Genomic DNA, 14889 nt, shown 5'->3' on the forward strand with positions numbered 1-14889 from the left:
TAAAGGAGTTAAAGCCGATACTCTGTCGCGAATGCCTTCTGTTCTCCGTTCAATCGGATTTGCAATCCTAATACTCGGGGGATGGCGGATTATAAATCCGCCGGGACGAAGGCTCTTATCTCACCTAAAAAGCAAGGATGAAACGGACTTTACAGTCCAGCCAATAACGCCCTTCCAGTCCACCGGAAAGCACCTGAAGACAGTATTTATCACCGTTCAGCTGCCACCAGGGGAACATATATTCGCCGTTCAGCGACCAGCGTTTGCCGATGGGGAGTTCGATCTCGATGTTGGGCATCAAGGCAGCGTCGAACAACAGATTTGTTTTCAAGGCAAACAAGGGGCGACGGTAAGCACGAACAGACAGGGAATACTTCTTTTTTCATAAGCAAGTGGAGTTCGGAATAAATCGCGTCATAGAATGGGCGACATATTCGGGAGTTTGTGTATGGGATATTCGCATAGTAACTTCTTTTATTGTTCCATTACTTATCAAGTAACGGGAAGAACAGTCTTCCGGCATAAAAAGAAAAAGCGTTTTCTTACCAATTATTCTAATTTTACTTTAAAAGAAGCCTATTTTGCGACAAGTAAAGCAAATAGACGAAGAGTCCGTTTTTGAAGAATCAAAGATGGATGAAGAGATGTGTGCTTTTCAGTTTGCATCAAGAGCAATATGAGATGTTTTTAGTGTTTGTAAACAGATTAATGGATAAAATTTAAGTTGTTGACGTGAAAAAATGACTTTTAATTTGGGGCAATCAAAAATAATGTTCAACTTTGTAAGCGAAATCCTCCGTTACTTGATAAGTAACTCCTTTACAACATCATGTATCATAGCATATTGCATATCATATCATTCCCCCATTTACCTTTTCTAACAGTAGAAATCAATTTACGATTAGCCTTATCCACTCTTTCATTTTCGAAGGGTTTCAGATAAGTTTCCGTCACACGAACCGAAGAGTGTCCTAATGCCTGGCAAATGATGCCGATGGGCATGTCCATATGATAAGCCAGCGTGGCCCATGTATGGCGGGCAGTGTAGGAACTGATTTTTACACCGGGGAGTAGCCATCGTGCCAATACGCCCAGCATCTTATTAAAATCACGCAAGGCCTTCTGATAGTATTCATACGATGTATAATCCTCTTTTTGCGCAGCATTCAATATGGGGAAAAGATAAAGCGAAGTACTGTCTTTATTTTTAAACTCTTTCAGTAAAGGCAATGCTTCTTTGGGAATACACACCGTCATCTGCTTGCCCGTCTTGTGGCGGCGATACACAATCCTGTTGCCTTGCACGTCTACCTTGCGCAGGTGTGCCAAATCAATGAACGGCATACCGCGCAACAGGAACATCAGCAAGAAGTAGCCCCGTGCACGTCGTACCTCTTCGGGAAATGTATCGGAGTCTGCATACATCAGCCGGTTCGTCTGTTCTTCCGTCAATGCACGTTTGGTTTGCGACTTCATCTTGGTATACACGTCATCAAAGAGTTTAGGATTGCATCCCGGCATGCCGGGCGGGAACAGTCGGTTATACACCGCCTGCAAGGTGCGCATATAGGTAGAAACAGTATTCCACCTCAATCGCCTTTGCAGCAACCAATCCTCATACTCCTTCAGCCGCCCCGGAGTAAACACTTCATTCATAGGCATCATACCACCGGAGAACTTTGCAAAGGAATGCAGCGTACTGGTATAGATATGCACCGCCGGATACTTCCTGTCCTGCCTCAACTCTTCAATGACCTCCGCCATATACAACGCTAAATCCATCTTTCCATTATCTTTCTCAATTCTTTCTGTATTCATAACTCTTATCGCTTTAAAGTTGCACATTACAAAATGACTCCTGATAACAGGATTCAAAGGCATAATGTTTGTGAATACAAAGTAAAGAAAATGAGAAAGGATAGATGGCATCAAATGTGCAGACGGAATCAAGGTTTCCCAAATTAAAGGAAAAAACAAAGCCAATGTTTCCTTTAATTCAGGAAACTATTAATATCTTTGTCCGTAAAAAAAGGAAAGTGTATGAGAAAGGATGTCATCAAGTCGCTTATTGCTATCAAGCAAGCGGAAGTAATGCCACCATGCTTTCCACAGAGTTGAGTTCGGCTTTACGTGGCTATCCTCTGGAATATGAAACTTATCCGCTTTCGTTCAATGAATATTGCCGTTTCAAGGAAATCAACGTGATACCTGCATGGAAATGGCTGTTGCAGGAAGAGGCTGTGTCTTTTTGAAAACACAGCCTCCCAATGTATAAATCTACGCCAAGCGTTGAGCAATCTCCTGAATGGAGAAGGAACCGTCCAAAACACGTACCTGAATCTTTCCGTGCAACAAGTTGAAGAAGAAATCAGCCACTTTCTCCGGAATGATTTCACAGAGTTCCCCATTTGCACCGACTCCCAGGTCATAGGTTTTCAGCAACTGGCTTCCCAATGCAGTAGCCCCTATCAGGAAGTGATTCCGCAGCTTATCCACATTGACCAAATCGGCAGCCAACACTTTTCCCACTACCGAATAACAATGCACCAACACTTTCTCATCTCCTTCAAAAAGCTGGGATTCCTGTTCGTCGGAGTAAGTGTTCATCTCTATGATACCTGTATTCTCCATCTCGGGGGTTCCCGCATAAAGGGCGCCCAAGTCCGCCAGACTCAGATTGAACAGACGGGTCTCGCTCATGACCTGCATCTCTTCGCCACTGAAAGCACTGGGCAACAGTAGCTTTATATCTCCGCTCACCGATACCTGCTTTGCATTGAAAGTCCCTACAATACAGTCTTTCATATTCAGTTTGGCCGTAGCGAAAACACCGCCCAGCACAATACAGTCTTCCAGTATGACTTCATCCGCAAATATGCTTCCGGCAACAAAAGTATTGCACAACTTGACTGTCTTTCCGTTAATGTCAGCCATGAACATCAGACGGCAATCACGGGCATACGACACCAACGAGTCCGAGGTAGCCACCGTCTTACGCAGGATAATGTTCCCTTTCGCATTATTACTGATATGGAACTCCAGTTTGGTGAACACCGCACCGCGTATTTCCACATCCCCATTTTGTATTTCCAGCTTGCGGGCATATACAGCCCCTTCTACGATAGTATCATTTTGTATCAGCACATCCCTCTCCAACTCAGCGGATGTGCGGGGGAGAATAGAACCTTTTACCAGGTTTTCACTTAATATCACTCCATTCTCCAGACTTATCACTTTCAATTCTTTCATAACTTTACTTCTATTTTATAGAACACAAGTAACGGCATCTCACGATAAAAAATCTCCGGCAAGTTTCCTCATCATCCCGGCTACCCGCTTGTCGTGTTCCGAAGAACCTAATCTTTGAATCTCTCTCTCCAGATGTTTTCCGATGCGCTGCTTATCCTCTTGCGTCATGGCAGGCATGGATGCTTGCTGAACATTCTGACGTACTTTCCAGTCATTGACTCCCATACGTGCGGTTTGCTCATTCATCACGATCTCAGTTTCTTTTCCGCCACCGACACCGGTCTTCTCAACAACAACAACCGGCAACATCCAACGGGCATTTCTGCATCCGCCAATCAGCACATGTTCTATATGACTGGCCAGTTGCTTTTGTCCGAGCAAGTATTGCTTGGCACTCTCTATCAATCCGGCAGCCCGCTGCTTCACTGTAATAGCCGAAATATGTGCCTGTACATCCAACTGCTCTTTATGTCCCACCAATGCCATTGCCGAAAGAGAAGAGTCCGTGTTGCGCAGCTGTTCCCTACTGCTGCTTTCTACAAAACGGAAGCAAGGTTCCATCAGCATGTGGATGCGTTGCAGCAATTCACGGTCCAGATTCTCAAAGACACCGGAATAGCGGGTGGTCAGGATGTCATAATCATCTTCCATCACCGATTTACGGTTGGTTAGCTCTTCGGACTGAGACTGCAACTCGCTATATACGGCTTCTACATTGGAACATTCCTCCATGTTCTGTATATCCAGGCTGGCGGTTATATATCCCAAAAAGCCTTTGGATATACGTTTACCAATCTGCTGCGTACTGGCGATCTTATGGGCAACCTCGGCCGCATTGCACGCCACAACAGAGTTGCGTAAACTCTCGATGTGCTTGCTGCAATCCTGTACGCTGCTATTATAAGGATGGTCGTCTATCTCCAGATAGATATCAATCGGTTCTTCCAGAACAACGGTCTTGGAAGCTGACTTATCGCCTACGGTAAGTGTCACAGTTTCACTTTTCCGTATCACGTCATGCAGGATATGTCTTCGTCCTCCCATAATCAGCCCTCCTTCGTGTTAAGCCAGGTTTCATTCCGGGCTATGAGTTTCTTCATGTTCTCTTTCACCCTTTCACTAAGGTCGGAAGTTGCAATCAGGCGCTCAAGCTTCCCGGCCACCATCCGCTGAGACTCCATCGAGATGTTTTCCCATCCGCTGCTTTCAATCTTACGCTCCATGCCTTCACGTATCTTCATGCAGGAGCGTTGACCGATAAGCTGCTCCAATCCCGAAGGTAGTTTAGTTTCCATAACTTCTCCCGCATCTCCCCGTTTCACCAACAAGATGCCTGGTAAATATCGAAGGACGGATTTGCCAACAAACGAATTCAACTTGATTTTTTGCATCTTGGCACTCTGCTGTTTGCAGGTGGTGAGGAAGTTGGTCATTTGTGCAATCAAAGCTTGCGCATTGTGCTTGACGTGTGCGGCGGCAATAGCCTGAGAAGTGGACAAAGATTCGGTTTGGTTGACCGGTACAGAAGCTATCTGATAGTAGACGCGGTTCAGGGTGTCCGTTATGTCCTGCTCACAAAAACGAATGACGGGTTTATCCAGCTCATGAATACGATTGTGAAGAGCTGTGTCCAGTCCTCTGAACAGTTTGGAATAACGCCCTGTCAAAATCACAAAGTCATCATCCATTCTCTTTTTCAAATCAAGCAATGCGCCCCCCTGCTCCTCCAGTTCAGAGAAATACGCATTCACAGCGCTCAATGCCGTAGCATTTTTCTGTTCTATCTGCGAGGCGACCAGTGAGAAGAAGCCTTTATTCAGCCTTTTGCATAGTTTGTTCGTAGCATCCCTCTCAGCGGCTATGACTGCTGCCTCCATAGCAACAACTGCTGTAGTGACCCCGCTGACCTTATTAGATACGGTATCTATCTTATTGGCCATGTCGCGGGTATCGACTGTAACATCATATTTTGCCATAATCTTTAATTTTCAAATTTATGAATGCTATTTATCTTTTTCAAGATCACTTAAATCGTCCAAATCATCCAGATCGCTCAAGTCATCCAAGTCGTCCAGACCACTCAAATCATCCATTTCATCCGAAACCTCAGGAGTTGCAGGGACTTCAGGGGTAACAGAGGGGGTGGGAGTAACAGGAGCTTCGGAAGCAGCAGGAACTTCGGAAACAACAGGAGTCTCAGATTCTTTCGGAACTTCCGCTTCCTCTGAAGTCTCTGACATTTCAGGCTTTGCCGCTTCTACATCAGGGCTCATTCTGATTGTTTTTTCAGCTTCTTCCATATGTTGGGGAGCATACACCGAATATTCCATCGCATCGCTATCATCCACCAGTTCAGCATGATAATCCAACGTTGCCTCCTGGCTGTTTTCTGCAATTTCCTGCAAGGAATCGGTAGCTACCCGCGCTATATCCAAAGACATATACTCTTCCACACATTCTTCAACGGCAGGAGCCGGCGGCATATTGGAAGCAAATGCATAGAATGGATTGATACTTGCCAAAGGACGGCGCCGGTCATCCAACAGGGCTACATTATCATTGGCGTCCACTATTTTCTTTGCCATTCCGTCACGAAGGCTGGCATCGAAATACTCAATATATCCATATTCTTTAGCCTTCTTATTAATATCACCCTGCAAAAACTTCATGTACTCTTTAAACTCTTCCTGAATTTGCTTGAAGTCATCGGACTGCTCGGCAAACCTTCGCGAGGTGTTTTCCAACTGATCTCCGGCATTTTCTTCCAACTCCTGGGCATCTCCATCCATCATCTGTTGCAGCATGCGGGATTTCATCCGGTCGAGGCGTTCAAAGGTGGATTGCGCAGCAAGAAGCTTGGTCAGATTACTACGCATGATGTTGATGAGGTCGTCACCCGAAGTCCGGTTACGTCCGTAGAAGTCCTGGGTTTCACGATGCCACTGGTTCAGATAATCACGCTTCTGATTATCAATGTCATTGTAGATATCCAAACGGTTCAAACGTGTCTCTGCCAACAGGTTTTGCACGATAGGCGCCACAATTTCCTCTTGTATCTGACTGATACCATAAGGCATTGTCGTGCGGCTGCCGTCTTCTGCAACCCATGAATGGTCTTTCATGTCATAACGCACACGCGAACTTTCTTTCAGTTGGAAAGGTGTATAGTTCTCAACCGTATCGCGGAAGTTAAAGTTTGTTTGGCGGATTTTCTCCAGTTCATCCTTTTCCAGCTTCGGCGAATAGTGATTATAAGAGGTTTTCAGAATGGTGAACAGCAATTGATTAGAACTTTCCACCAGCGAATTAGTAGATTTAACCTTCGCTGCCGCAATTGTCTGCACCGCATAGCCCACATTTGAAATCAAACGCCGTAATACATCTTCAAATTGCTCGCTTTGGTCAGACAGCGAATGACGCATGGCATTCAACGAATTAAATTGCTCTATTTCCTTATCATACGCTGCCGTATCAAATACATTCAGCACAGGCGCTCCCGACGGGTTGGCCGTACCATATTCATTCAAATAAGAAATAACCGGCGAATCTGGAGGAATGACAGGCATGCCTACAGAAACAGTATGCAAGTCCGACAAGAAATAAGCACTGTCGCGCAGATTACGATCCATACGTCCAAAGTAGTCATAGAACTTCACTTTAGGTATAGATGTTGAATAATCTTCTGTGGAAACCTCTTCCACTCCCTTGCTTTCTTCTACCAAAGGAGCCGTAGTGGAGAGTTCATCCAGTTCTCTCAATTTCTCGGAAAGCGCTCCTTGGTTATTAACTAATTGCAGTTCAAAGTTCTGTACAGAACTATTTCCGGTATGATCTATCACAAAGCTCTTATTCTCGAAAGGAACCTGACTGGCAACAGGGACATAAACCACCCCCATCTTTTCAATCTTATAGTCTCTGAAAATCTGTTGATGCTTATTCTCCAGTTCTTTCAACTCCACTCCGACATCATCGATGGATTTACCGCTGGATTTAAACAGCTTATAGTTTTTCATCCCCCAATAAAGACCGGCTACTGCAATAGCAATACTTAGCCACCCAATTACCGCTATCAATGCAAGACCGACAACAAGAATTCCCAATCCTACGTACATCTGCGTTTGGGCTTTTTTCTTACCCGTAGCATTCATAGTCAACGAATTCTTTAATTCTCCCATCTCCTTTTCTAATTCTTCTTCTTGCGACACTATTTTTTCTGCCGCATCTTTATAAAAATCAAAAAGGATTTTCGCTTGATCCTGATACAAATCTTGCGAAGAAGAAAAAACCTTTCCTTTCATACCTGATATGTTTTTATAGTAAATAAATAAAATAAGATCTGCGTTTCTAATTGTATCCTAATTCCAGCAGTTTGCGTTCAGCCAGCGCAAAGCCCTTCGCCTTGGATTTCCGATACCACATAACGGCCTCAAAGATGTCTATACCAACTCCTTTTCCTGTTTCATACATGAGGCCGAGGCAATACTGCGCTTCTGCATTTCCGGCATTGGCCAAAGATTTATAAATATCGAATGCTTTCTTGTAATCGCCATTCTGTGTAGCTTCCCGAGCTGCTTCCAAAGAGTTGGTCTGAGCTTTTTTCTCTGCTTTCTCAGGTTCTGCCTGTTGTTGAGGTTCATTCACGGGAGTCTTTGCCTCCGGCTGAGCTTTAGGTTGAGGTTGTTCTTCTGCTTTAGGTTGCTCTTCTACTTTAGGTTGCTTTTGCTGCTCTACAGCTTTAACCGGAGTTTCCTCAGGAGTGACAACAGGCGCCACAGTCGTGGTATCCTGCACCACAGTAATAGTGTCAGCAACAACAACCGGAGGTACAACAACTGGCTTAGGTTTGGATGCAAACACAAAATACAAGCAGATCAAAACCAAGATCAGAAGCACACAGCCACCTATTATATAAAGAGATTTTCCGGATTTCTTTTGAATAGCAGGGGCCTCTTCTTTTCTTTCCGGATCCGGCTGCTTCACTTCAGGCTCTGGCGATTTTACCTCCGGTTGAGTTGATTCAACAACAACGGGATCACTTTGCTTTATTTCCGGTTCAGCCTGTACTACTTCCGGTTCAACCTGTTTTACGTCTGCTTCTGCAAGTTCTGGTTTATCCTCAATAGGTTCTGATTTTACTTCAGTAGGTTCGGAAACAACTTCAGCAGGTTCACTCTCTACCGATTCTATTTCCGGTTCTACTTGTTCGATCTCCGGTTCCGTTTGTTCTATTGCCGGTTCAACCAATTCATCCGCAATCTCAGTATTTTTCTCTTCTATCTCTTCTTCCTGAATATCCACTGATTCCACAACCGGAACACTTTCTTCAAGCACTACCTCCTCTATCCCTTCAAGAACTTCTTCCGGTTTTTCCTCAATAGCCTCCACTTCCTCTGCCTCTGGTTGACCTTCCTCAATCAATGATATTTCCGCTGGAATATCCAGTACAATAGGCTCTTGCCCTGACTTTCTATAAAATGCATCTAAGACACCCCGAATAATACTAAAGTAATAAACTTCCTCCTTAAACAGTGATGGAAAATTCAAATACAACTGTTCAGCCATCTTCCAATACAGTTCTTTATCGGAAGTATTGTTACAAGCATCAAACAAACCATTCGCTTCCTTCAGTAAAGGTAAGAACCGTAAATTGATTCGAAGCACTTTCAATCTAAGTACATTCAGGAAATTCGCCTCACATAAGTCAGCATATTCATTCAGGTACTTCACCAATTTAGGAACCTTTTCTGCATAAGGTTTTATTTGAGTACGCAACTTGTTAATGGCCTGTTGACACGCCTCACTATCTGCCTGAGGCTTCTTGAAGTTTTCAGCAAGTACAGCCAGTTCCGGAGCTATTTTCTTTAGAATAACATGTTCCGCATTCTTCTGAAGGGCAGACCGCAAAAGCTGAAAGCGTTCTGCATCTTTCAAGTTTAAAACAAACTTCTGAGGGAGCAGATCTTTCCTGATTGCCTCCAGCATAGCCACCAATGAAACATTATCCATTTCCAAAGCAGCAGCAATGCTTTCGCACTCTTTTAAAGTAAACTTTCCACTCTTTTCAATAATAACCCGACGGATTTTAGTTATCTCATCCAACAAATATGTTCTATCCATAATACCAAATTCATAAAAAGTCTCTAAAAATACATATTATTTTCACCAAAACAACTCTTTTCACGACTTTTTCACTCGTATATGCCTATTTATCACGGTTTTCCGTGACAAACTATATTTTACTTTGGAAAAATTAATAGAATCTGAGAGAACATTTACAAGATACCAAACGTTATATTAACAAAACCATAATTCAAGACAAATTATGAATACGTTATTAACATCTTTAATGCTTATAATTATGACTCACGAAATGCCGAAACTTCCGTATGCAAATAATGCATTGGAACCTGTAATCAGTCAGCAAACCATAGATTTTCACTATGGTAAACACTTACAGACATACGTAAATAACCTCAACAACCTGGTACCGGGTACAGAGTATGAAAACAAAGATCTAGTGACTATAGTAGCCACTGCACCGGATGGAGCAATTTTCAATAATGCCGGACAAGTATTAAATCATACCCTCTACTTCCTGCAATTTTCACCGAAACCCGCTCAAAGCGAACCTACTGGAAAATTAGCAGAAGCCATCAAACGCGACTTTGGAAGCTTTGATAACTTCAAGAAAGAATTCACAGCTGCAGCTGTAGGATTGTTCGGATCAGGTTGGGCTTGGTTATCAGTAGATAAAAATGGTAAATTACATATTACCAAAGAAGCCAATGGCAGTAACCCTGTACGTTCAGGATTTACCCCCTTGTTAGGCTTTGATGTTTGGGAACACTCCTACTATCTCGATTACCAAAATCGCCGTGCCGATCATGTAAATGCTCTTTGGGGTATCATTGATTGGAATGTAGTAGGCAGCCGGATGAAATAACAACAACATCATAAACTCTTTTTCAAAAAAACGCACCTGCGGGAATTATCAGTCCCCAAGGTGCGTTTTGCATATCCTATCTAACATATTTTAAAGAAAAACGTTGGCTACTGAAAGCTTTTATCATTAACTTTGCTAACATAAACGTTTATCAAAAGAAATGAAGCTCATTGTAGTCACAGCACCCACATTTTTTGTGGAAGAAGACAAGATTATCACGGCACTCTTTGAAGAGGGGTTGGATATTCTACATCTGCGAAAACCGGAAACACCTGCAATGTATTCCGAGCGACTTTTAACGTTGATACCAGAAAAATATCACAGGCGTATCGTCACTCATGAGCACTTTTATCTAAAAGAAGAATTCGACCTCATGGGCATTCACTTAAATACGCGCAATCCGCATGAACCGCATGACTATTCAGGGCATGTCAGTTATACCTGCCATTCTGTAGAAGAAGTAAAAAGTAAAAAGCATTTTTACGACTATATATTCATGAGTCCCGTTTATGACTGCATATCCAAGGAAGGAATTCTTTCCGGCTACACACCCGAAGAATTGCGTGCGGCAGGAAAAGAAAGAATCATTGATACTAAAGTCATGGCTTTAGGCGGAATTACTCCCGACAATATTCTGGAAATAAAAGATTTTGGATTCGGAGGTGCGGTAGTACTCGGTGATTTATGGAATAAATTTAATGTCTGTACAGACCGGGATTATCTGGGCGTTATCCGCCACTTTAAGAAACTAAAAGAAATGGCAGATTAAAAAGTTAAAAAGCATCCATATTAAAATTTCCCATATTCCTTATACTCTGCACTGGCAGGTAAAGTAAAGTAGAAAGTAGATCCTTCTCCTTTTTTCGACTCTACACCAATGCCACCACCATAGTGCTCTACAATGGATTTTGTGATGGAAAGACCTAAACCTGTACCACGAATATTATAGTTCATCTTCACAAAGCGCTCAAAAATAGCACGGCGGCTTTCTTCATCAATACCGCAACCTGTATCAGCTACGTAAAAGTAAAAACTATCATTACTCAGACGGCGGTATCCAATTCTGACACTACCTTGTTCTGTAAATTTCAATGCATTCTTTACCAGATTATTAATCACCTGCGCAAAACGTACCCGGTCAATCATTAAACGACATTGAGGCAGTTTCTCTACAAACTCGATCTGAATACCCGATGGCCGGGGATGTGCATTTTCCGCAGCACATATTTCCTGAATCAATGTATTCACATCCACATCTCCATCTTTATATTCCATTGTATTGGCCTCTATTTTCGAGAAGTCCAATAAATCATTGATCATCTGAACCAGGAAGTTTTTATTATCATTGATTTCTTTTAGAAAAATCATCCGTTCTTCCCTGCTTAAATTATCTGTTTCGGCAAGCACATTTGTAAACCCAACGATAGCATTGAGCGGCGTACGTATTTCATGCGTCATATTGGCAATAAAAGCATTCTTCAACTGATTGCTTTCCTCAGCCACTTCATTTAATTGCTGCAATGTTTTCAAACGCCTGGTTTTATTGATAGACACAACAATCATTATAACCAGAAGCAATAAAATAATAACTCCAAAACAAAGCAGCAGTATTTCATTCTTCTGAAAAAAATCAGTAGCCCAAAGAACATATAATGCAGAAAAATCCAGATTCATAAAGTTGGTGATTAAAATATTAGGTAATCAGACTGTTTTAAAGTGCCGACAAAGATAGCAAAGAAAAAACAAATATTTGATTATTAGATACATGTTTTTCCAAAAAAAATAGGCTGTAAACCTATCTAAAAAAGGTTTACAGCCTATAATTATGAGATTTTAGAGTAATATTTTACTTCAAATCTTCAATCGCCGCCTGCGCCGCAGCCAACCGTGCTATGGGCACTCTGAACGGAGAACAGCTCACATAATTCAAACCAACTTTGTGACAGAACTTCACAGAAGAAGGCTCACCACCATGTTCACCACAGATACCGCACTTCAAATCCGGACGAATAGCACGACCTTTTTCAGTAGCCATACGTACCAGCTGTCCCACACCGTTCTGATCGAGAACCTGGAACGGGTCTACTTTCAAGATTTTCTTTTCCAGATAAACCGGGAGGAAGGAAGCGATATCATCACGTGAATAACCGAATGTCATCTGTGTCAAGTCATTCGTACCGAACGAGAAGAATTCAGCAGAAGAAGCAATACGGTCGGCAGTCAAGGCAGCACGAGGAATTTCAATCATTGTACCCACTTTAAAGTCAATACTGTCACCCACTTCAGCGAAAAGTGCAGCAGCTTCTTCACGAATCACCTTTTCCTGCTCTTTGAACTCATACAAGATACCAGTCAGCGGAACCATGATCTCCGGATGTGTTTCCACGCCTTCCTTCTTCAGTTCCAAAGCAGCACCAAGGATAGCACGCGTCTGCATCTGAGTAATCTCAGGATATGTATTACCCAAACGGCATCCACGGTGTCCCAACATCGGGTTATGTTCGCAAAGCGATTCTACACGTTGCTGGATATAATGCAGGCTAACCCCCATAGCATCCGCCATTTCCTGCTGACCTTTCAAATCGTGAGGCACGAACTCATGCAAAGGAGGATCAAGCAGACGAACAGTTACCGGACAACCTTCCATAGCCTGGAAGATGCCCTTAAAGTCAGCTTGCTGGTAGGGCAATATCTTAGCCAACGCTTTGCGACGTCCTTCTGCATCTTCCGCAAGAATCATCTCACGCATAGCCTTAATCTTTTCACCTTCAAAGAACATGTGTTCCGTACGGCAAAGACCGATACCAATAGCACCAAAGTTGCGAGCCACAGCAGCATCATGAGGAGTATCCGCATTGGTACGAACCTGGAGTTTCGTATACTTATCAGCTAGATCCATCAGTTCTGCGAAATCTCCTGAAAGTTCAGCCGCCTTCGTTTCTACCTGACCTTTATAAACCACACCTGTACTACCATTCAATGAAATATAATCGCCTTCTTTCAGCAGAACGCCATCTATTTCTACCGTACGAGCCTTATAATCAATATTCAAAGCACCGGCACCCGACACACAACACTTACCCATACCACGGGCCACTACTGCTGCATGAGACGTCATACCACCACGGGCAGTAAGAATACCTTCTGCAACTGCCATACCGGCCAAGTCTTCGGGAGAAGTTTCGATACGTACCATTATAATACGCTTACCGGCAGCATGCCATTCTGCAGCATCATCTGCAAAGAACACAATTTGTCCAGTAGCAGCACCCGGAGATGCAGGAAGACCGCGAGTCAGAACTTTAGCTTGTTTCAAAGCAGTCTTATCAAATACAGGATGAAGCAATTCATCCAATTTATTGGGTTCACAGCGCATCAAAGCTGTTTTTTCATCAATCATACCCTGATGCAGCAGATCCATTGCAATCTTCACCATAGCTGCACCGGTACGTTTACCGTTACGCGTCTGGAGGAACCAAAGCTTACCTTCCTGCACAGTAAACTCCATATCCTGCATATCCTTATAGTGGTTTTCCAATTTAGTTTGCAGCATATCCAGCTCCTTGTAGATTTCCGGCATAGCCTCTTCCATGGACGGATATTTTGCTGCACGCTCTTCTTCGCTAACGCCTGCAAGTTCTGCCCAGCGTTGCGAACCGACCTTTGTAATCTGTTGCGGAGTACGGATACCTGCCACAACGTCTTCACCCTGTGCGTTGATCAGGTATTCACCATTAAACAAGTCTTCACCCGTACCGGCATCGCGGCTGAAGCAAACACCTGTAGCTGAAGTTTCGCCCATATTACCGAATACCATTGCCTGTACGTTGACAGCTGTACCCCACTCATCGGGTATACTTTCCATCTTACGATACAGAATAGCACGTTCGTTCATCCAGGAGTTAAATACTGCGCAAACAGCACCCCACAACTGCTCATAAGCACAAGCCGGGAAATCTTTTCCGGTTTGCTCCTTCACGGCAGCTTTAAACTTCTTCACCAATTCTTTGAGGTCTTCCACTTCCAATTCGTTATCCAGCTTCACACCTTTCGCATGCTTCACTTCTTCAATGATAGCTTCGAACGGATCGATATCCTCCTTATTAGTTGGCTTCATACCCAAAACCACGTCACCATACATCTGTACGAAACGACGGTAAGAGTCCCATGCAAAACGGGCATTGCCAGTTTTACGTGTCAATCCTTCTACCACTTCATCGTTCAGACCCAGATTAAGGATTGTGTCCATCATACCCGGCATGGAAGCGCGAGCACCGGAACGTACTGAAACCAGTAAGGGATTTTCTATATCACCGAACTTAGAAGACATCAATTCTTCCACTCTTGCTATGGCGCTTTCTACTTCGCCTTTCAACAGGGCAACCACTTTTTCCTGCCCCATCTCATTATATTCGGTACAAACCTCAGTCGTGATTGTAAAACCGGGAGGAACCGGAACCCCAATAAGGTTCATCTCGGCAAGGTTAGCGCCTTTACCCCCCAAAAGATTCTTCATGTCAGCCTTTCCTTCTGCCTGACCATTACCAAAGGTATAAACTCTTTTTTTGTCCATAATATAAATTTAAGTTTCTCAATTGTGATTTTTTTCTGTTCGCAAATCTAAGTATATTTCGCATACTAGAAAACTTTTTGAGAAAAAACTTTCTATCAAAATGCAATTTCGACATTGCAATCTT

At 43.3% G+C, this 14889-nt stretch carries 11 protein-coding genes and 1 pseudogene; 3 read left to right on the top strand and 9 right to left on the bottom strand.

Features of this window, described 5'->3' with window-relative positions:
* Positions 1–157: 157 nt before the first annotated feature.
* Positions 158–349 (bottom strand): annotated as a pseudogene (locus tag K6V21_RS20835) (DUF3575 domain-containing protein); the annotation flags it as partial.
* Positions 350–834: 485 nt separating this feature from the next.
* Positions 835–1818 (bottom strand): tyrosine-type recombinase/integrase, encoded by a 984-nt coding sequence (locus K6V21_RS20840; protein WP_224319741.1) that lies wholly within the window; start codon positions 1816–1818, stop codon positions 835–837.
* Between the two features lie 164 nt (positions 1819–1982).
* Between K6V21_RS20840 and K6V21_RS20845 the strand changes: the two genes are divergently transcribed.
* Positions 1983–2252, top strand: a complete 270-nt coding sequence (locus K6V21_RS20845) for an AAA family ATPase (RefSeq protein ID WP_224319742.1) — start codon at positions 1983–1985, stop codon at positions 2250–2252.
* Positions 2253–2277: 25 nt separating this feature from the next.
* On the opposite strand, the gene K6V21_RS20850 is transcribed toward K6V21_RS20845, so the two are convergent.
* Genes K6V21_RS20850 through K6V21_RS20870 form a run of 5 tightly spaced genes read right to left on the bottom strand, consistent with a single transcriptional unit; the run spans position 2278 to position 9366 of the window.
* Positions 2278–3249 (bottom strand): hypothetical protein, encoded by a 972-nt coding sequence (locus tag K6V21_RS20850; RefSeq protein ID WP_117987605.1) that lies wholly within the window; start codon positions 3247–3249, stop codon positions 2278–2280.
* A 39-nt stretch (positions 3250–3288) separates the two neighbouring features.
* A complete protein-coding gene (locus tag K6V21_RS20855) occupies positions 3289–4293 on the bottom strand; it encodes a hypothetical protein (protein WP_224319743.1) in 1005 nt (334 codons plus the stop codon).
* A gap of 2 nt (positions 4294–4295) precedes the next feature.
* Positions 4296–5225 (bottom strand): hypothetical protein, encoded by a 930-nt coding sequence (locus K6V21_RS20860; RefSeq protein WP_224319744.1) that lies wholly within the window; start codon positions 5223–5225, stop codon positions 4296–4298.
* 27 nt (positions 5226–5252) lie between these two features.
* On the bottom strand, positions 5253–7547 hold the full coding sequence (locus K6V21_RS20865; protein ID WP_224319745.1) for a hypothetical protein: 2295 nt from the start codon (positions 7545–7547) through the stop codon (positions 5253–5255).
* A gap of 46 nt (positions 7548–7593) precedes the next feature.
* Entirely contained in the window at positions 7594–9366 is a 1773-nt protein-coding gene (locus tag K6V21_RS20870; RefSeq protein ID WP_224319746.1) for a tetratricopeptide repeat protein, read from the bottom strand.
* 205 nt (positions 9367–9571) lie between these two features.
* Between K6V21_RS20870 and K6V21_RS20875 the strand changes: the two genes are divergently transcribed.
* Together K6V21_RS20875 and K6V21_RS20880 are read left to right on the top strand one after the other, a co-directional pair.
* Complete coding sequence (locus K6V21_RS20875) at positions 9572–10192, top strand: superoxide dismutase (RefSeq protein WP_074435178.1); 621 nt, start codon at positions 9572–9574, stop codon at positions 10190–10192.
* Between the two features lie 160 nt (positions 10193–10352).
* Positions 10353–10961 (top strand): thiamine phosphate synthase, encoded by a 609-nt coding sequence (locus tag K6V21_RS20880; protein ID WP_217716575.1) that lies wholly within the window; start codon positions 10353–10355, stop codon positions 10959–10961.
* 20 nt (positions 10962–10981) lie between these two features.
* On the opposite strand, the gene K6V21_RS20885 is transcribed toward K6V21_RS20880, so the two are convergent.
* Together K6V21_RS20885 and ppdK are read right to left on the bottom strand one after the other, a co-directional pair.
* Positions 10982–11866, bottom strand: a complete 885-nt coding sequence (locus tag K6V21_RS20885) for a sensor histidine kinase (RefSeq protein WP_217716573.1) — start codon at positions 11864–11866, stop codon at positions 10982–10984.
* Positions 11867–12038: 172 nt separating this feature from the next.
* Positions 12039–14765 carry a pyruvate, phosphate dikinase gene (gene ppdK, locus K6V21_RS20890; protein WP_029328406.1) on the bottom strand — a complete coding sequence of 909 codons (2727 nt, stop codon included), beginning with the start codon at positions 14763–14765 and terminating at the stop codon, positions 12039–12041.
* Between the last annotated feature and the right edge of the window lie 124 nt (positions 14766–14889).

Source organism: Bacteroides cellulosilyticus, assembly GCF_020091405.1.
In the GTDB taxonomy this organism is placed as follows: Bacteria; Bacteroidota; Bacteroidia; order Bacteroidales; family Bacteroidaceae; genus Bacteroides.

Excerpts from the sequence above, each read along its gene's own strand:
- K6V21_RS20840 (WP_224319741.1), bottom strand. The coding sequence starts at position 1,818 with ATGAATACAGAAAGAATTGAGAAAGATAATGGAAAGATGGATTTAGCG.
- K6V21_RS20845 (WP_224319742.1), top strand. The coding sequence starts at position 1,983 with ATGTTTCCTTTAATTCAGGAAACTATTAATATCTTTGTCCGTAAAAAA.
- K6V21_RS20850 (WP_117987605.1), bottom strand. The coding sequence starts at position 3,249 with ATGAAAGAATTGAAAGTGATAAGTCTGGAGAATGGAGTGATATTAAGT.
- K6V21_RS20855 (WP_224319743.1), bottom strand. The coding sequence starts at position 4,293 with ATGGGAGGACGAAGACATATCCTGCATGACGTGATACGGAAAAGTGAA.
- K6V21_RS20860 (WP_224319744.1), bottom strand. The coding sequence starts at position 5,225 with ATGGCAAAATATGATGTTACAGTCGATACCCGCGACATGGCCAATAAG.
- K6V21_RS20865 (WP_224319745.1), bottom strand. The coding sequence starts at position 7,547 with ATGAAAGGAAAGGTTTTTTCTTCTTCGCAAGATTTGTATCAGGATCAA.
- K6V21_RS20870 (WP_224319746.1), bottom strand. The coding sequence starts at position 9,366 with ATGGATAGAACATATTTGTTGGATGAGATAACTAAAATCCGTCGGGTT.
- K6V21_RS20875 (WP_074435178.1), top strand. The coding sequence starts at position 9,572 with ATGAATACGTTATTAACATCTTTAATGCTTATAATTATGACTCACGAA.
- K6V21_RS20880 (WP_217716575.1), top strand. The coding sequence starts at position 10,353 with ATGAAGCTCATTGTAGTCACAGCACCCACATTTTTTGTGGAAGAAGAC.
- K6V21_RS20885 (WP_217716573.1), bottom strand. The coding sequence starts at position 11,866 with ATGAATCTGGATTTTTCTGCATTATATGTTCTTTGGGCTACTGATTTT.
- ppdK (WP_029328406.1), bottom strand. The coding sequence starts at position 14,765 with ATGGACAAAAAAAGAGTTTATACCTTTGGTAATGGTCAGGCAGAAGGA.